We start from the raw sequence: 19593 nt of genomic DNA, 5'->3' as shown, positions 1-19593 counted from the left end.
CACTGTGCGCACACAATCAAGTCAGGACTCTCGCTAATGCGACCGTTACCGAGATCGCAGCTGCGGGGTATTTTTCAATGGGGCAACTTTGTTCCCCTCACAGGAAAGAGCTTGGGAAGGCGGCCATGGTGCAAACACATATCCTCGGCTATCCGCGTATCGGAGCCAATCGCGAACTAAAGAAAGCGCAAGAAGCCTATTGGCGCGGTGATATGCCCCAGCAGCAGTTGCTGCAAGTGGGCACAGAGATACGCCGTAGTAACTGGCAGGCCCAAAGTGAGGCCGGTTTGAGCCGTGTAGCTGTGGGGGATTTCGCCTGGTATGACCAGGTTCTGAATCACTCCCTGATGTTTGGTGTGGTCGGCCAGCGTTTTGCAGAGGGGGCGGCAGACAACAAGCTGGACCAGTATTTCCGCTTGGCCCGCGGTCGCGCTCCATCGGGACAGCCGGTAGCGGCTAGTGCCATGACCAAGTGGTTTGATACCAATTATCACTATCTGGTGCCTGAACTCTCCAATAATCAGGCGTTCTCCCTGGATAGTGAGTGGTTACTTGACGAGGTGCGGGAAGCCCAATCCCTGGGCTACAAAGCCAAGCCGGTGGTTATCGGACCACTCACTTACCTGTGGCTGGGGCGAGGTGTGGATAGCCCTCTGGATTTAGTGCCAAAACTCCTGCCTTGCTATGCCGAGTTGCTGTCTCAGCTCGCTGACCTCGGAGTTGAATGGGTGCAGTTGGAGGAACCCATACTAGGCCTGGATCTGCCGGATGAATGGCGTGGGGCTTTTGATAGCACCTACCAGCAGATTGCGGCAGTAGCCCCGGGGCTGAATACATTGCTGGCTACCTATTTCTCACCTTTGCGCGAGAATTTGGAGCTGGTATTTTCCCTCCCTGTGTCCGGAGTACATATTGACTGCTTACGCGCACCGGGGGAACTTGAAGCTGCGGCCCAGTTGGCTGGTAAGAACAAGGTTTTGTCTGCGGGTGTGATTAATGGGCGCAATGTGTGGCGGGCAGACCTCAACCGCTGGCAGGGTGCTTTGCAGCCTTTAGCGAAGCAGTTGGGTGATCGATTGTGGCTATCTGCCAGTTGTTCCCTGCTACACAGCCCTGTGGATCTGGAGACGGAAGTGAAGCTGCCCAGTGAGCAAAAACAGAAGCTCGCTTACAGCCGCCAGAAACTTGAGGAGCTGGCTCAATTACAGCAGCTGCTCAATACGGACACTGAAACCTCTGTCCTAAGCGGAAAGAGCTGCGCATCCGGGTGCTCCATAGTCGATCAATTACAGGATACCTGGCGCGAACAGCACTATAGGGACCGCTCTTTAGTACAGGCCAAGCGTTGGCAATTACCTCTTTTGCCTACCACCACGATAGGGTCTTTCCCACAGACGGATCTTTTGCGCGGCGTACGCCGTAAATATCGCAATAGTGAGATTTCCCAAACGGATTATATAGAGCATCTGCGCGCTGAAATTGCCGAAGCCATCCGTCGCCAGGAAATACTCGGCCTGGATGTATTGGTGCACGGTGAGGCAGAGCGCAACGATATGGTGGAGTATTTTGGGGAGCAACTGGATGGTTTTGTACACACCGGTAACGGTTGGGTGCAGAGTTATGGCTCCCGCTGTGTGAAACCGCCCATTATTTTTGGCGATATTTCCCGACCTAAAGCGATGACTGTAGAGTGGAGCAGCTATGCCCAGAGCCTAACTAATAAGCCGGTAAAAGGTATGCTCACCGGCCCGGTCACAATTCTCAACTGGTCCTTCCCGAGGGAAGACATCCACCGCAGTGAGAGCTGTCTACAAATTGCCAAAGCATTGCGGGAAGAGGTGTTGGATCTTGAGGCGGCCGGTATCGGGATTATCCAGATTGATGAACCGGCTTTGCGTGAGGGAGTTCCCCTTCGAGAGTCTGAGCACCAGGATTATTTTGCCTGGGCGGTAGGGTGTTTCCGCTACACCTGTAGCGAAGTAAAAGCGGAAACCCAGATCCACACCCATATGTGCTACAGCAATTTCAATGCAATTATGGATGCCATTGTTTCCCTTGATGCGGATGTAATTACTATTGAATCTGCTCGCTCCGACTTGCGCCTACTCAGCGCGTTTGCCGACAAGGCCGGTGGTTACCCCAATGAAATTGGACCTGGCGTTTACGATATTCACTCACCCAATGTGCCGGAAAGGGGGGAGTTGATAGGGCGACTTAAGAAAATTGCACAGGTGGTGCCGGTTGAGAGACTTTGGGTAAATCCGGACTGTGGCCTTAAAACCCGTAACTGGGCTGAGGTCGGGTCATCCTTGCTGAATATGGTAGAGGCTGCGCGCACTGTGCGCACAGAACTGGCCTAGCCAATTTATAAATAAAAAAACCGGCAATCATTTGGATTGCCGGTTTTTCTTTTCAGTTTTTCCCGCTACTGTTTTTTCCGCTTCTGTTTTTTTGCTTACTCGGACTTGGTGGCTACTGTAGTAGTGTTATTTAATTCAAATGGCACTGAAGGGTGGAAAGGTTTAATACCCAAGGCAGTGTAAAGCTCATCCGGGCGATACATATTTTGTCCCTCGAGCACCAGTGCAGTGCGACGCAGCGCGGTAATATCCTCAAGGGGATTTCCCTCCAGTAAAACCAGGTCTGCATTTTTTCCCACTGCAATACTGCCAGTGTACTCGTCGGCCCCCATAACCTGCGCCGGTACCAGTGTAGCCGTGCGCAGTACATCAATATTGGGAATACCTGCTTTGGCATAGAGTTCGAGTTCGCGTAACAGGGTAAATCCGGGGATGCCATCGGAGCCCGCGACCATAGTGACCTTGTGCTCGTGTAGTTTGAGCATCATGGCCAGCAGGGCTTCCGCTGAAAGGTCGTAGTCATCCCGGTGTTCCGGCTTCACATCCAGTTCGGCCCCAACAAAGGCGCGCTGGATATTGACTGGAAGGTGGTCGGTAATATCGGCAAACTCAGGATCTACTTTGCCCGGCTGGCGCAGTAACATCGAACTGAATACGGTGGTGGTTGCGTCTACGACAGTGCCTTTTTTGGCTAGCTTATCCAGGAAAGTAGCCACTTCTTTGCTATCCAGATCCAGCTCGTGGGCGTGCTCTCCGATTTCTGTAAAGCGCAGTCTTTTACGGGTATCTATCTTGCCCATAAAATTCAGAAACAGCATATTGATATGCTGAATTTCATCAAAGCCCGCGTCCACTGCCTCTTCGGCGGTCATAAATGCAGGAATATGACCGGACAAACGCATATCATTTTCGTGGATATGCTTGGCTAAGGGAGCGATCCACTCGGGCTCCATCGAGCTGTAAGTTTTAATTTGCTGATAGCCGCGATCGGCATACCACTCGACAATATCCTTGGCTTCTTCCAGGCTGTCCGCAGTCTTGCCCATTCGCATGGCATTTTCGCTTTCCCGGTCCATAAAGCCCGCACGGAAAAGGTCGCCGCCAATGATTTGCTCTGACTCAAACATGCCTTCAATACGCATGATACTTTCATGGGTATTACCGATGTCGCGAACATTGACAATGCCAGCGGCCATATTCAGAACACCATCGGTAGGGGATAAGTGCGCGTGCATATCCCAGAGGCCGGGGATCAGCGTATGGTTACGGGCATCAATGGTGGTTGCCCCGTTGGCTTTGATCGGTTTTTTACTGATTTTTGCGATCTTTCCATCTTTGATCAGAACATGCTGCTTTTTCTGCAGTTTGCCAGATTCAACATCAACCAGGTTGACGTTGCTGATCAGGATGGGTTGGGTTGATGTGTGGGTATGTTTCTTGGCAATACTTTGCAGGTACTGGTCTGCGGCTGCGACTTGCCGGGTTTTCAGTTCTTCGAGGTGAGATTTATCCCAGCCTTTGCGCAGGATGGCGAACCATCCCCCTTCGTCGGAGGCAAATAAATCCCCATTGTCATCATACCAGGCGAGATCTGGGGTAAAGCCCAGGCCGCTTACGCCGTAAAGGTGGACCGTTTTCTTTTTCTCGCCTTGTTGCAGGGTCACTTTATCAAGCTTATGGAGGCGTGCTTTTCCTTGCGGCAGTAAATCAATATTTTGATCTGCATCGGCAATCAGTGCTTTTACCAATTGCGCCTGTACGGCAAGGGTGCTGTTCTTGGGAATATAAAATTGGGCTTCGGAAGTTTTTGCGCTGCCATGTTCATCGGAACCTTTCCAGCGAGCGACACCATTTTCCAGGGAAAATTCTTCACTCACTGGAGCACCAAATGGGCTGATCCCTTCAATGGATAATTGCTCGGGCATTGCCGCCTCACCGATAGTGAAACTCTCCTTGAGGTTTAGGCGACGGTTATTCCAGCCGAGCTTTAATTCACCAGATACCTTTGTTCCATCCTGATGAATAACTTCAGAGCCAGCAATGCCCTCTTTATCGTAAAAAATATACTCGATTGATTTTGCATAAGCGCTATTGGCTGCGGCTAGAACTGTGGCTGCGATAAGCGTTGCCAGTGTTTTTTTTCTCATGAACTGTCCCTTTTCTTGTTGTAATACCGGTGATGGACTTTGGCTTCTTTTCGGTGAGGGGGCAAGCAGCTTAGGGGGGCAAGCGGCGAGAGGAAAAGCGGGAGCGGTAGGGCGTTCTTTAATGTTTTAACTTTCGGAGTAAGGTAAAGGTATTGCGAGAGCGCTTACTTGTAAGCACTCTCACAATATTGCTTTAGTCTATGAACTAAGGGGTGCGAGAAAGATTTTCGTTGCCGGTTGCGTGTACGACAATATTGTCTTCAATACGGACGCCGCCGTAGGGGCGGAAGCTGTCGACCTTATCCCAGTTAACCTCGGCAGCGAGGTCTGAGTCTTTTAGCTCTCCCAATAGGCTATCGATAAAGTAGAGCCCTGGCTCGATGGTAAATACCTGGTTCTCCTCGATAGTTCGGCTGGTACGCAGGAACGGGTACTCGGTCGGTGGGGGTGTCGTGCCTCCATCGGGGCCGGTCTGGTGACCGCCGACATCGTGTACCTGGAGGCCGAGGAAGTGACCCAGGCCGTGTGGCAGGAAGGGGCGAGTTAAGCCGGATTCCACGGCATTCTCGGCAGAGGTTTTGATTATGCCAAATTGGGCCAACAGCTCTCCCACGTTTAAGTGGCACTGGCGATGTAGTTCCGGGTAAGGCAGGCCAGGTTTGAGGCCGTCTACCAGCTGCAACTGCTTTTCATCCATTGCCGCTACCAGCTCTGCGAACTCATTATCGGCATAGGCGTAGGTGCGAGTGATATCAGAGCAGTAGCCATTGCAGTCAGCACCCGCATCGATCAGGAAGCTTTTCAGCTGCGGCTCAGGCAGGCGCTCAGTAGACAGGTGGGTGTAGTGCAGGATTGCGGCATGCTCATTCAGGGCAACAATGTTGCCGTAGGGCATACGGTTCTCGCCCTGGCCAGCAGCGCCCAGGTAGGCTTGATTGATCTCAAATTCACTGGCGCCACTGCGGAAAGCCTGTTCGGCGGCGCGGTGCCCATTGACCGCAATGCGGTTCGCCTCACGCAGGCAGGCGACCTCATAAGGCGTTTTATAAGCGCGGGCCCAGTGCAAGCGGTTGATCAGAAGCTCCGGATTTTCCTCCCCCAGTGACCAGCCTTGCAGCTTGTCGCTCTCACCGATAAAAGCGGCATTCTCTGGGCTCAGGAACGCCTGGGCATCGGCCGGCTTGCTCAGTAGCTCGATATCGTAGAAATCGCTCCAGAAGGTCTGGGGTGCCGGCGGTACATAGTGCCAAAAGTCTACTGGGCGGTAGAACAAAAGCTTTGGCTTTTGTCCGCGCTGATAGATAACCCAGCTGTGGGGGTTGTCGGTAATGGGAACCAGTGCCTTAAAGTGGGGATTCACCTTAAACGGGTAATAGTTATCGTCCAGGAACTGCACCCTGGGAGCGCCACTGAATACGTTGAGGGTATCAAACCCGCTCTGCTCGAGGATTTCGTCGTAGCGGCGGCACAGGGTGGCCATATGATCGGCGTAAAGGTTTTTATCCATGTTCTCCCCGGAATGGATCGCTGAATCGTAAAGTCGGCATAGTGTATAGTCTGGTCTCTGGATATTTGGCCTGAAATTTGACCATGGAAAAGAAGATACTGCTGACCGACTGCCCCGATGATAAGGGTCTGATCGCAAAGATTACCAATATTTGCTACAAGCACCAGCTGAACATCATCAAGAATGATGAGTTTGTGGACCGGGTTGAGGGGCGCTTCTTTATGCGCACTGCCCTGGAGGGTATCTTTAACGATGCCACCTTCCTGGAAGATCTGGATATGACACTGCCCCAGGGCGCAGAGCGTCGCTTGGTATCCATAGAGCGGAAGAAACGCCTGGTGCTGATGGTTACCCGTGAGCCCCACTGCCTGGGTGATATCCTGATGAAGTGCTATTCCGGCGCTATGGATGTGGAGATCGCAGCTGTTATCGGCAATCACCCGGATCTGGAGGGGCTGGTACAGAAGTTTGATATTCCTTTCCACTGTATTTCTGCAGAGGGGATGGAGCGCGGAGCCCACGAGCAGCAAGTGGCCACCTTAGTGGATGAGTACAATCCAGATTATTTGGTGCTGGCCAAGTATATGCGCGTGCTAACCCCTGATTTTGTTGCTCGCTATAGTGGGCGCATTATCAACATCCACCATTCTTTTCTTCCTGCATTTATTGGGGCCAAGCCCTATCAGCAGGCCTACGAGCGTGGAGTAAAAATTATTGGAGCCACAGCTCACTTTGTTACCGATGATCTGGATGAAGGGCCGATCATTGAACAGGATGTAATACATGTGGATCATGCCTATTCTGCAGAAACCATGGCGGAAGCGGGTAGGGATGTTGAAAAATTGGTTTTGACTCGAGCGCTGCAACTAGTTTTGCAGGAACGAGTGTTTATACACGGAAATAAAACAGTGGTATTTAAATAGAAATGCAGTAAACAATACTAACTTTGCGCTCGATGTAGTAAAGCAGGTTAGTGTTTAGAGAGGATTTTGAGTGAATAATAAAAATATTAGCAGTTTTCAGGCCCGTTTATTTATTGCCGCTAGCCTAGCGTTACCTATTTTTCTCAGTGCCTGTTCCAGCAACAAGCCGATTCCCGGAATGAAAGAGTCGTTTGTAACTGAGATTGCTCAAAATGGAGCTAAGCGTTTTACATTTACTCTTGAGAAGGATCGACAGGATCTTCCTCCCCCAGTTTCAAACCAGCCTAGTTCTCAACGTCGAATGCAGCGGGATACTATCGGTTTGGGAGGCCGTTCAAGTGACCGTGTAGAGCGTTATTTAGATTGGGCTCTCGAACAAAAGATGTTGGAAACCGGTTTCTGTGAGCGTGGCTATTTTGAAATTGAACGGGTTATTTCCGCATATGGTGGTGAGGTGCGGGGAGAGTGCCGAGAAGGCGCTTTTTAGTGCCTTTTCTGCTTGCTAGACCTGTGCAGTAATTCAAACCGATGTAAAAATGCAGGGGCTCTTTACCAGCTATTGTAGATAATAATAATGAAGTCTGAATCAATATTGGAAATGGTGTCTACCCAGCAGATTATTGCGGTTTTTGATTTAATATCAGATATTATTTTTTGGGTAAAAGATGATTCTGGTTACGTAGTACATTGTAATCGAGAGTTTATTGAGCATGTTGGATGTAGGTCCCTTAATCAGGTTGTGGGCCGCTCTGATATGGATTTTTCCCCCTCTTATCTCGCAAAAAACTATATGCGTGATGACCAAAGAGTGATGGAGGGCGAAACGATTACAGATCGACTGGAGTTGAATATAGGGAAAAGTGGAGAGTTGGTTTGGTTTACGACATCCAAGCGCCCACTAAAGAATTCCACTGGAAAAATTATTGGTACCTATGGCGTAGCTCGCGACCTTAATGAAACGGTCAAAACGCTCTCCAGAATGGATAAGCTGAAAAAGCCTGTTGAATATATTAAAAATAATTACAGTCAGCCGATTACTGTCGAACAGCTAGCAGAGGTAGCCAGTTTGTCTGTTAGCGCCCTTGAGAGGCGATTTAAAAAGTATTTGGAGAAAACTCCAATGCAGTTTGTCAGAGAGGTTAGGTTAGAGAACTCCCGTCGTATGCTGGTGGACACTCAGCGGCCAATTTCTGAAATCGCATACCGTGTCGGATTTCCATCTCACAGTTACTTCAGTAGACATTTCAAGACCATGTTTGGGCAGCTTCCCGCTATTTATAGAGAAGAAGTTCAGTCTCAACTTTGAATGCGATAGGCCATTCCTGAACTACTTAGAGATGGATAATCAATAGAAGTTTTTTGTTGAAATGTTTTGGTGCTGGCTTTCTTCCCTTTAAAAATAGTTTATCTATTTGTTGAATATCCTGTAAATCCATAATCGAATTTTGGCCTTTCATACCTTTTAATACCTTTCCCTTAGTGTTCTCCAAAATTCCAAACGCCGATTTTGTTCTATTCCTGTCTCAGTTTCTATTACCCCCTTATCCCGTTTTTTTCTTAGGGTTTTAGTGCTCAACAAGTGGACTGTCATTACGGGGTTTAGGGTCCCCTGACGGTTTCTCGCCCCTCTCCAATTTGGAGAGGGGCTCTTTTAAAAAACTTATAAGAAAAGAAAGTTGGGATACTATGAAAACAGTCAAGAATAATAGACGAACCACGGTCAAAATCTGGAGTCGGGAGATTAAGCAGAAATCGCTAGTCTCCGCTATTTCATTAGCCATTAGTAGCGTGGCGATTGCTGATGATATCTCTGAGAAAGACAAACCGATGGATCATATTGAGGTAATCGGAATTCTTGAGAGTAATACCAGAAACCTGGAAATTAAGCGGGATTCTAATGCTATTGTAGACGCGATAACCGCCGAGGATGTGGGCAAGTTCCCGGATAAGAATGTTGCAGACTCTCTTCAGCGCGTGCCAGGAATCACAATTACACGTAGTGGTGGAGAGGGTAGTCGAGTCAGTATTCGTGGCACCAGTGCCGAGTGGACCTTGACTCAGTTAAATGGTAACTACATTGCAACCTCTGATGGAGAAGCGCCTTCTCGAAGCTTTAATTACACTTTGTTGCCATCCAACATGATTAGCAAAGTAGAAGTTTACAAAAGCCCGGAAGCTAGAATTGATGAAGGAGGAATTGGCGGAACGGTTATTCTACACAGTCGTAAGCCTCTGGAAATGGATTCTGGTGAGGGTGTTATAACTACTGAAACCACTTACTCAGATACTAATGAGCAGTGGGAACCTCAATATAGTGCTTTTTACTCCTGGAAAAATGAGAGTGAAACCTTTGGTATCCTGGCTGGCTATACCAAGCAGGACAGAACCGTAACCTCAATTGAAAACTACGCGAGCCATTGGCGATTCCATTCAGATACAGTTGAAGGTGCTGAGCGTCCGGCAATTGTTGACCAGGAAACTGGTGAAGTTTACAACAATGTTTGGGCGCCCAGAGCTATGGGTATTGGTAATCATGAGCAGGATAGGGCCAGGGATGGTTATCAAATTACCACTCAATGGCGGCCTACTGAGCGCTTGGAATTTTCTCTGAACTATTTCGGTTCCCAGTTGGGATACGACACCCGTAGTCAGAATCTCACCTTAGCTGAATGGAATGATAACCATAACCCTTACTTTGGCGTTGAGCTGGAAGGGGATACCGTGGTCACCTATGGCAACGGTGATAACGGCTTGCTAAATGCTGATAACTGGGGCGATGCTGATGTCAATGGTGGTGTCGAGGTAGAGCGAGGTTTAATGTCTCCGCAATTGACCGGGCAGGATAGCTACGGTGAATCAGAATCTCATACATTCGACCTCGAAATTCTGTATGAAGGTGACTCTTACACGGCAGCAGTGAATATTGGGCGCAGCTCTGCAAAAGGAGGTGTCTCCGAAAGAACCATGGCAAATATGGATGCACGTTATGGTTCCGTAAATAGTTGGCTGTGGTCTATTGCCGACGGGGAACCTAGCTACGAAATCTCTACAGATCTCACCTCGGATCAGGAGGCCTATCCATACTATGACTGGTTTAGTTCTGACGCTACCCAAAATCGGGATAGGGAAGATTATTATCAGCTTGACCTGGGATTTGATACCAATTGGGGAATTGTTAACAAAATCTATGTCGGTACTAAATATCGGGATCATGAAGCCAAGTCCCTAAGAGATACTTTCTTGTGGGATGACGGTATTTCGGATAACGGTGGTTATCGTGGGTGGTTGTCGGGTACCGAATGGTTCCACAACCCGGATTTTCATCCAGACACTTCAATCTTACTTGGCGGCAGCGTAATCGATAATAGCGCAGGCGATACCGGGGCTATTAACTATCTGCCTTTTGATATAGATGCGCTTAAAGCCTACGTTAGTGATAATTTTACCCGGACTGTAGTTCCTGTCTTATCCGGTACCTATACCATCGAGGAGAAAATATTTTCACTTTACGCACAGGCAGATTTTGAATGGGAAGCCTTCCGGGGTAACTTTGGTGTCCGCTATGTTAATACCGACTTAACTACCTCGACGTACGATGACATCATTGGTCAAGAGACAGATATCACCAATGCAAATAACCGAAGTGCTGATAGTGAAAACTTCCTGCCAAGTTTGAATATTGCCTGGGATCTAACTGATGACCTTGTAATACGATTTGCTGCAGCAAAAACCATGTCTCGAGTTAGTTATGCTGATTTGGGGCAGGCTGAGTCTTATGGCCCCCCTGTAAATATTAACTCGCCGGATTCTTGGACCGGCCGTGGGACTGGCACTTCAGCAAATACTGGGCTAGAAGCGATGCTTTCCAATCAATTCGACCTGGGAATTGAATGGTATTACTTTGATGCTTCCGCACTTGGGGCAACATTATTTAGTAAGGATATCAGCAACCTTCCTATAACCACAACTGAAGTTGTATCACGTGAGCACAATTGCTGCAATGGACCCATTGAAGTCGACATGACCACAAAAACGGGTGGTGCTGAGGCAACTTCAAGAGGCGTTGAGCTGTTTGCACAACACGCGTTCGAAAGTGGTTTTGGTGTAATGGCAAATTATACCTACACCGACACCAGTACTTCAGGGGTGTTTGTTAATGGTGAAGAAACTGAGGCAGAAATTCCTGGAACGGCTAAGCACCAGTACAATCTTTCCGGTTATTATGAAAATGATTTGTACAGTGTGCGAGCATCTTATAACTGGAAAGATGATCGAGCTGGGGGGCTTCACCAAGGGTATAATTTATACGATAAAGCTTATGGGCAGCTTGATCTTAATGCCAGCTTTACCTTCAATGAAAACCTCAATTTCACGGCATCTATCATTAATTTAACGGAGGAAAAGGCAGAGGGGTTCTGGAAGCAGGAAAACAGAATGACTTATTATAATTACTCTGGGCGCAGACTATATATTGGTGCAAACTATAAATTCTAATACCTCGTTGATCGTAGTATTGGGTGTAGAGTGTAAGCTCTACACCATTTTTTTTGACTATCGATATTAGATTATAGAATTTACATAACCACATAATAAAAATGAGCATAAATATGAAACAATCGACACGTAGAGCAATGCAGGCTGCTTGTGCCACCATTTTATTTCAGACTGGTGCATACGCAGATATTGAAGTCGTCAATTCGGATGACTGTCCCTCGGACACTACAACAGTAAGCTATTCTGAAGCGCTTAATTATCCTAATGAATTTTGTGATCTTCTCAATAATGGTGATTTGGTTGGTTTATCAGACGGGTCCTCAATAGAACATCTGGGAAATAATTGCCAATTGACGAGTAATGAAAGTCGCCAATTATCCATGACACTGTGTAAATCCGAACCTTCAGCGCCTCATGTTGTTAGTGGAAGCAGCTGTGCAACTGATGCAAGCCCGGTCACCTATCTTGAGGCTCAAATCTATAAGGATGAGCTGTGTTCCGTCCTGGGGGACTGGGAAATTGCAAATCTTGCCGATAATGCCTCCATGGATGGCAGCGGGTATGGGTGTGGTTCAGGTAAGAATGAAATCCGTGAGCTGGGCTCAACTCTGTGTAAATCTGATACTCCTCAGGAAAGTGTGTCAGCGCCTAAAGTTGCTTACGTAGAAGTTAATAGTAATAACCTGGGCAATGCAGGCTGCTTTACAGAGAGCGATGGCAGCCAGTTGTTTGATATAGCTGTGATCTTCGCGGCAAATATTAATTACGATGGTCAGAAAGCTGTACTGCATTTTAATGACCAAGTGTCAGACTTGCTCAATAACAATTTGAGTACAGTACAAGAATTGCAAGACAAGGGTACGAAAGTGGTGCTCAGCGTTCTCGGAAATCACCAAAATGCAGGTTGGTCCTGTTTTGCCGATGAGCAGTCCGCTGATGACTTTGCTCAGCAGCTGAAAGATGCCGTGGATCAGTATGGTCTGGATGGTATTGATATTGATGATGAGTACTCACAGTGCAGCCAAACCTATTCTGACTCCCTGGTAAAAGTGACTAGTGCATTGCGAGAGAAAATGCCGAGTAAAATCATTTCTAAAGCACTCTGGAGTGATACCGATGCTTTTCAGGCTGAATGGAATGGGAAGAAACTGGGCGACCAATTAACTTATGGTTGGGAGATGAGCTATTGGTTGGGCTCAAGCTGTACTTCACGAATCCAGAAATATATCAATCTGGGTGTTGATAAGTCTAAGCTAGGTGTTGGAGCTTCCACTGTGATGAATGGTGCATCTACTGCAAGTGCTTTGGCTTCCTGTAACGAAAATAATAACCTTGGAGGTGGCACTATGATATTTAATGTGACTAAAGATTCTAGCAGTTACCTTTCTACAATATGGCCAGGTACTTCAGCGCTTCCTAATTGCCTTAAGTAGTTCAAAAATATTGATAGTTGTGATTTAGTTAATTTTCTTTAGTAAATCTATTTCGGAGTGGATTGTAAACACTCCGAAATACAATCCTTATACTCGGTTCCTAAGGAGCGATTTCTGGTTCTTACTGGATGCACCTGTACTATTCTTTAATAAAGCCCTTTTTAAAGAAGGCCTCATTGGGGTGTGGCTTTTTCTTTGCCATTGCTTCCATATGATCTTTCTGTTCTGCTTTGGCTTGGTTTCTTTTTTTCCTACAGGGACGACAGCGAATCGCAGAGGTCTCAAAGTCTCCTTTGGCGATTTCATACCACCATTTTTGTTGCTTTGCCGTCCATACTTCATCTGAGCCACAATCTTTACATTGAAATTCTCGATCCAAGTAGTAGAGAGGAATGTCAATGTAGTAAGAATGGTGCACAATTGCTGCCCTATCTACTGTAATAGCCCAGTCGGGAATGGGGCCACTGAACTGATCAAGGATCTTGCCTCTATTTAACTTCTCTATTCTTTTTCTTCGAGCTTGCTTAATTTCGGTTCTTCTTTGTTTGCCGCTTTTCACTGGGTGTTCCTTACCATTGATTGAGAGGAAAAGGGGAAAGCTTTGCGGGTGGTACGAAGGTTAATTAGGCCTAATAAAAATGAAAAAGCGGGCATAGAGCCCGCTTTTATTCCTTCCTGTGAGAGTGTCTGATTTTACTCAGCGTAGCTCTCAATAGGAGGGCAGGAGCAGATCAGGTTGCGGTCGCCGTATACGTTGTCGATACGGTTAGCAGCGGGCCACACCTTGTGCTCTTTTAACCACGCCGCTGGGCGTGCAGCAATATCCCGGGAGTAGCTATGGGTCCACTCACCGCTCATTACATCCTCAAGAGTGTGAGGGGCATTGTGTAGTGGGTTGTCCTCAGGGGTGTATTTACCGCTGGTGACATCTTCCACTTCCTGGCGAATTGTCGCCATAGCCTCGATAAAGCGATCCAGCTCACCCTTGGATTCGCTTTCGGTAGGCTCGATCATCAGGGTGCCGGCTACCGGAAAGGACATGGTGGGGGAGTGGAAGCCAAAGTCCATCAGACGCTTGGCGATATCCTCTTCAGTGATGCCGCTGGCTTCCTTGAGTGGGCGCAGGTCAACCAAGCATTCGTGGGCAACAAAGCCATTGGTACCGGTGTAGAGCAGGGAGTAGTGCTCACCCAGCTTCTTGGCTACGTAGTTGGCGTTTAGGATCGCCATTTCGGTAGCCTGCTTCATACCCTGCTTACCCATCATACGGATATACATCCAGCTGATCGGCAGGATGCTGGCGGAGCCCCAGGGAGCGGCGGAGATGGTGCCGTTATCCAGATTGGTTTCCGGTACTTCAGTCACCGGGTGGGCCGCCAGGTAGGGCTTCAGATGTTCACCAACAGCGATCGGGCCCATACCGGGGCCGCCACCACCGTGAGGAATACAGAAAGTTTTGTGCAGGTTCAGGTGGGATACGTCACCACCGAACTGGCCCGGAGCTGCGACGCCGATCAAGGCGTTCATGTTGGCACCGTCGATATAAACTTGGCCGCCAGCCTGGTGAACCAGATCGCAAACTTCGCGGATACCTTCCTCGAACACCCCGTGGGTGGACGGGTAGGTGACCATCAGTGCGGCAACGCGGTCGCCGTGCTCTTCGATTTTGGCTTTCAGGTCTTCGATATCCACATTGCCTTTATCATCACAGGCAACCACAACCACTTTCATGCTCACCATCATGGCGGATGCCGGGTTGGTGCCGTGGGCAGAGGCGGGAATCAGGCAGATGTCGCGCTGGGTTTCGCCCTTCGCTTCGAAGTACTTCTTGATAGCAACCAGGCCTGCGTATTCACCCTGGGAGCCGGCATTGGGCTGCAGGCTCACCGCATCGTAACCGGTGCAGGCGGATAGCATTTGCTGTAGCTGGCGGAACATTTCCGCGTAGCCTTCTGCTTGATCTACTGGTGCGAAGGGGTGCAGCTTGCCGAACTCTGGCCAGGTGACCGGGATCATCTCGGCGGTGGCGTTCAGCTTCATGGTGCAGGAGCCCAGGGGAATCATTGAGTGATTCAGGGCGATATCCTTAGCTTCCAGAGACTTGAGATAGCGCAGCATCTCGGTCTCGGAGTGGTAGGTGTTGAACACCGGGTGGGTCAGGAATTCAGTATCGCGCGCTAGGGCGGCGGGTACACCCAGAGAGCCCTTGCTGGCAATTTCGCTGTCCAGAGTATGCAGATCGATGCTGTGTTCGGTGCCGATAAAGGCATTGATCAGGTCGGACACATCCTGCAGGGTGGCGGTCTCACTCAGGCTCACGCCCAGGGCGTCTTCACCAATTTTACGCAGGTTGATCTCAGCGGCCAGGGAGCGCTGGTAAATCTCTTCCTGCTTGGCGCCAACGGTGATATTCAGGGTATCGAACCAGCTGTCGTGGGCCAGGTTAAAGCCTTCCTGTTGCAGGGCGGAAGCGAGAATGTCTGCCAGGCGCTGGATGCGGGCAGCGATGGTTTTCAGGCCTTCAGGGCCGTGGTAAATCGCATAGAAAGCGCTCATTACCGCCAACAGCACCTGGGAAGTACAGATATTGGAGTTGGCTTTCTCGCGGCGAATATGCTGTTCGCGGGTTTGCATAGCCATGCGCAGGGCGCGCTTGCCTTTGCTGTCGACGGAAACGCCGATAATACGACCTGGTGCGGAGCGTTTGTAAGCTTCGCGGAAGGCGAAGAAACCAGCGTGGGGACCACCGTAGCCCATGGGGATGCCGAAACGTTGGTTACAGCCAACAACTACGTCTGCGCCCATATCACCCGGGGCTCGGAGGGCTACCAGGCTCATCAGATCAGCGGCCACGGTTACCAGTGCGTTGGCTTCGTGTACTTTGGCAATAATGTCAGTTAGGTCGCGTACGCGGCCGGTGCTGCCGGGGTATTGCAGCAGGGCACCGAACAGCTCGGCGGGGATATCTTTTTCCACATCGCCTACAACTACTTCGAAGCCGAAGTGCTCGGCGCGGGTCTTAACTACGGCGATGGTCTGCGGGTGGCAGTCCTGGTCTACAAAGTAGACGTTGGATTTGTTGCGTTTGACCTGGCGCTTACACATGGCCATGGCTTCAGCTGCTGCGGTACCTTCATCCAGCATGGAGGCGTTGGCCAATTCCATACCGGTGAGGTCCATAATCATCTGCTGGAAGTTCAGCAGGCCTTCCAGGCGACCCTGGGCAATTTCCGGCTGGTAAGGGGTATAGGCGGTGTACCAACCCGGATTCTCCAGCACGTTGCGCAGGATCACATTGGGGGTAATGGTGTCATGGTAACCCATACCAATAAAGGTGCGGTAGATCTTGTTGCGCGCCGCGATATCTTTCAGCTCTGCGAGGGCCTCAACTTCATTGATCGCGTCGGCCAGATCCAGCTCATCGGTCTTGCGAATGGCTTCGGGCACGGTTTTCTTGATCAGCTCTTCGAGGCTGGCAACTCCGAGGGTTTCCAGCATGGCCTCTACCTGTTTAGCATCGGGGCCGATATGGCGATGGATAAAGGCGTCGTGTTGTTCCAACTGCTGCAGCGATGGTTGGGTCATAAACTTCGTTCCTGTAGTCGCAGGGAGTCGTCGTGGTGCGCTCGCGGTTAAAAATAGCACCTGGCCTCGGTACCGCTTTTCCTGTGGAAAGCCTCGGGCCTCCGCGTTGCGGATAGGCGAGGGTAACGCTTGGGAGAATCGGTTTGCTGGCAGCCCCAGTGTCGCAATACGAAACCAAAGGAGAAGCCGGGCCATAGCGGCAGGCGCGCATCTTAGCAACCGGGGCGAGTAGGGGCAATCTGCGGGATTTGATCGAGGAAACTGCTAAATTTGGGCGCAAAAAGTGGGTTAAATCCTGTGATATTTTGGCTGAGGCGATTTTGTTCTACACAGGATGGAGTGGATTTGACGAAAGGGGTCATCTGGGAGTTTAAATGGCCTCGAAAGTGGAACAGGTTGGCTATAGACGCTTTGATGGGTTTAGGAACCCTCTGAATAGTCCACAAGAGCAATACAGAGTAGTCAAAAGGTTCCTATGCACTAACAGTCTCTTTGTTAATGCTGTTTAGCTCGACACCTAGCTCCCTTCCGGGCTGCATTAAAACGATCACGCAGGCGCTCAATCATCGCAGTACGGGCGGCATCGTGGTTGATGCCCATAACCACATTTACTGGCAAGCCCTCGCCATTTTCAGCAAGGGTGGTTTTCCCCACAGTTGGGTCGAAGGTGATGGGATCATAAGGAGTCATACTGTCAGCCAGTCCGGCATTTAACTGGTCTACTTCGATAAATCCGGGTACCAAATCCATCTCTAAAGTTTCGGGCTCCAACAGTACCAAGGCAGCAATAATGTCCCACAGGCGAATAACGGCATCCATGGCGAAGTCACCATTACCTTGGAAATCCCCACCCTCAAATTCACGAATGGAACTGAGGAGTTGGGAGGTGTAGCAGGCTTCCGGAGTTGCGCGGCGCTCTGCGAGGGCTTCGATGGTGCTGCCTTGTACTTTGGCCATATCGGTTGAATTGGTCGGAACCAGATAGGTTTCAATACGATTTTTACTCAGGGCGTCGAAGGCCCATTGTGCGCTTAGTGGGTCGAGCAGAATATTGAATTCCTGATGGGTACTGAAGTCGCTGTCACAGCCAAAGCTGGGGTGGGAGAAAATATTGCCGCCCAGATTTCTAGATTTATCGCCAAAGCAGGCTGCTTCGTGATTCTCAGTAAACGGCTCATAATTCTCAAAGCCACCGCCCATCATAATAACGCGGTCAATTTTAGCCAGCTGCTCTTCGCTGGCTTTGCCAAGTGCTCGGGCCAGGGTGGTGAGTTTACCGGTGTTGAAAACTACTGGGCGTTGCTCCAGGTTATCCATCGTTTCCAGGATAATGTCTTCGGCCAGCTCAAAATTGAAGGAGACACCATTGTTACCTTGGTAGCGGTAGTGCTCCTGTTTTGCGCGCGGGATTAGGTGGTCAGTTCCATACAAGGTGGAGCCGTTGTCACGCCAGGGGCCGGGTACATACTGGCCGTAGAGATTGATACCCATGGCGTTGCGGCGCTCCAGGTTCCAGGTACCGGTGGAGAAATCGGAGGAGTTGGGCAGTTGATAGTCTTCTCTGCCGAGAACGGCCTTATCGTCATTTACCGGAGATACTGAAGCTTTGCCGTTTGCGCCGTAGGCGACTTCTTCTGTGGCAAAATAGGCTCCGCGAATAACCTGGGTATCGTTATTTCCCAGCCATTCGAGGATGTTGTAAACAGTGTTGGCCCCGTGCGCTACGGTATTGAAAGAGTCCTCAACGACAGCCAGCTCCAGGGTATAGCGTGGGTCTTTGGCGATTAGCATCAGTGCTACGGCATCATCAAAGTTATTGAAGTCGCCAATCCAGATAATGGGTTGGGCGTTTTCAGTCTTGATGGCCTGGTGTGGTTTCTTGCTGTGAGGTCCGCTATCCGCGTTGCAAGAAGCCAATGTGGTTAGGCTGCCCAGTACCAGAGCTCCTGCAGAGAACCAGTGTTTTAATTTCATTTATCCTTCCCTAAATATTCGAGTGGTTTTACTCGGCAATCCAATAGCTCTTCCCTGATCTACTCGATTGCCACCTTGTAGCACCGTTTGTTGTATGAGTTAACGGTATTACACAGGTGGGAGCCGGAACATGGCCGGCAGCGATACTTCCCTGTAGCGCTTTGTCTGAAAGCTGTTTAAATCAGCCTTCAATAAATGGCTTTAAATTTCGTAACAGCTGTTGCTCCAGGGGTTCGCTACTGCTAATCCCCATATCTATCAGTTTTGATTTATCCAGCTGGCAATTGTAAGGGCGTGGCACTGTAAAATTGGGTTCACTTTCAGCGCTCAGGTGTTCGGCATTCAGATTGCAAGCCTTGGCAATAATGTGTGCGAGCTCGTAGCGTGTGCAGGCCGTATCGCCACTCCACTGGTAAATGCCTTCAAAATTCATACCACTACGAATTTTTAGCAGGCATTGCTCCAATACTTCAGCCACTTCCTCAACACTGGTGGGAAAACGAATAGCCCAGTGATCCAACGTGGCTGGCTTTTGCTTGCGCAAAGTATCCAGTAGGGCGGTGATGCCGGATTCCTCCAGATAGGCAACGGGCCCGAATAACCAGGGTAACCTCAAAACCCAGTGATTGCCGTTATTCAGTACCGCCTCTTCCCCTGCCAATTTACTGCGGCCATAGAAGTTAACCGGGTTGGGATTGTCATCAGCTTTGTAGGGCGGAGTGCTGCCATCAAAAACATAGTCGGTGCTGATATACACTAATTGTGTATCGTTTTCGTTACAGTATTTCGCCAGGAATTCTGTGCTGCTGACATTGAGCTGCCAGGCGGTGTCGGGGCTGTCGGCGCAGCGATCAGGCCAGCGCTCGGCGGCGCAGTGAATGACAATATCGGGATTAACCTGTTGCAGGCAGGTCTTCACCGCTTCGCTATCGGATAAGTCCAGGCGAATTAAATTTTCTCCCGCGCGGGAAAAGGCGGTACCGGTAACAGAAAAAACCGGATTGCTGGAAAGCTGTTTAAATACACTGCGCCCCAATAGGCCGGAGGCGCCGGTAATCAGTATTTTCACGGGTGATTTCCTTTTGTCAGGCTGGCGGGAAACGTGTGGCCTGAGTGGGATAAAAGATGGCGCAGGATGGTTGGGTAGGCCACAACTGAAGGCGGCCTACC

Annotated in this window: 12 protein-coding genes; 6 read left to right on the top strand and 6 right to left on the bottom strand. The window is 49.6% G+C overall.

Annotated features, from left to right (window positions below):
• Positions 1-125 precede the first annotated feature (125 nt).
• Positions 126-2360 (top strand): 5-methyltetrahydropteroyltriglutamate--homocysteine S-methyltransferase, encoded by a 2235-nt coding sequence (metE, locus tag ACJJI3_RS12275; RefSeq protein ID WP_444939889.1) that lies wholly within the window; start codon positions 126-128, stop codon positions 2358-2360.
• Between the two features lie 95 nt (positions 2361-2455).
• On the opposite strand, the gene ACJJI3_RS12270 is transcribed toward metE, so the two are convergent.
• Positions 2456-4507 (bottom strand): amidohydrolase family protein, encoded by a 2052-nt coding sequence (locus tag ACJJI3_RS12270; protein ID WP_444939888.1) that lies wholly within the window; start codon positions 4505-4507, stop codon positions 2456-2458.
• Positions 4508-4712: 205 nt separating this feature from the next.
• Positions 4713-6014: a Xaa-Pro dipeptidase gene (gene pepQ / locus ACJJI3_RS12265; protein WP_444939887.1), complete on the bottom strand. Its 1302-nt coding sequence runs from the start codon at positions 6012-6014 to the stop codon at positions 4713-4715.
• 83 nt (positions 6015-6097) lie between these two features.
• Between pepQ and purU the strand changes: the two genes are divergently transcribed.
• From purU to ACJJI3_RS12240, 5 genes are all read left to right on the top strand, one after another.
• Positions 6098-6937 (top strand): formyltetrahydrofolate deformylase, encoded by an 840-nt coding sequence (purU, locus tag ACJJI3_RS12260; protein ID WP_444939886.1) that lies wholly within the window; start codon positions 6098-6100, stop codon positions 6935-6937.
• A gap of 70 nt (positions 6938-7007) precedes the next feature.
• Complete coding sequence (locus ACJJI3_RS12255; protein WP_444939885.1) at positions 7008-7424, top strand: hypothetical protein; 417 nt, start codon at positions 7008-7010, stop codon at positions 7422-7424.
• Between the two features lie 87 nt (positions 7425-7511).
• A complete protein-coding gene (locus ACJJI3_RS12250) occupies positions 7512-8243 on the top strand; it encodes an AraC family transcriptional regulator (protein WP_413664535.1) in 732 nt (243 codons plus the stop codon).
• Between the two features lie 380 nt (positions 8244-8623).
• Positions 8624-11431 carry a TonB-dependent receptor gene (locus ACJJI3_RS12245; protein WP_444939884.1) on the top strand — a complete coding sequence of 936 codons (2808 nt, stop codon included), beginning with the start codon at positions 8624-8626 and terminating at the stop codon, positions 11429-11431.
• Between the two features lie 113 nt (positions 11432-11544).
• Entirely contained in the window at positions 11545-12864 is a 1320-nt protein-coding gene (locus tag ACJJI3_RS12240; RefSeq protein ID WP_444939883.1) for a glycosyl hydrolase family 18 protein, read from the top strand.
• 139 nt (positions 12865-13003) lie between these two features.
• Here the strand turns inward: ACJJI3_RS12240 and ACJJI3_RS12235 are convergent, their stop codons facing one another.
• The 4 genes from ACJJI3_RS12235 to ACJJI3_RS12220 form a co-directional block, all read right to left on the bottom strand.
• Entirely contained in the window at positions 13004-13423 is a 420-nt protein-coding gene (locus tag ACJJI3_RS12235; protein ID WP_444939882.1) for a zinc-ribbon domain-containing protein, read from the bottom strand.
• Positions 13424-13557: 134 nt separating this feature from the next.
• A complete protein-coding gene (gene gcvP / locus ACJJI3_RS12230; protein ID WP_444919167.1) occupies positions 13558-16449 on the bottom strand; it encodes an aminomethyl-transferring glycine dehydrogenase in 2892 nt (963 codons plus the stop codon).
• A gap of 495 nt (positions 16450-16944) precedes the next feature.
• A complete protein-coding gene (locus ACJJI3_RS12225) occupies positions 16945-18423 on the bottom strand; it encodes a nucleoside hydrolase (RefSeq protein ID WP_444939881.1) in 1479 nt (492 codons plus the stop codon).
• Between the two features lie 181 nt (positions 18424-18604).
• Positions 18605-19492, bottom strand: coding sequence for a dTDP-4-dehydrorhamnose reductase family protein (locus ACJJI3_RS12220; RefSeq protein WP_444939880.1), 888 nt, complete (start codon positions 19490-19492; stop codon positions 18605-18607).
• Between the last annotated feature and the right edge of the window lie 101 nt (positions 19493-19593).

Source organism: Microbulbifer maximicatervae (SeqCode) (assembly GCF_052466985.1).
This window is presented reverse-complemented; position numbering and strand designations above follow the sequence as displayed.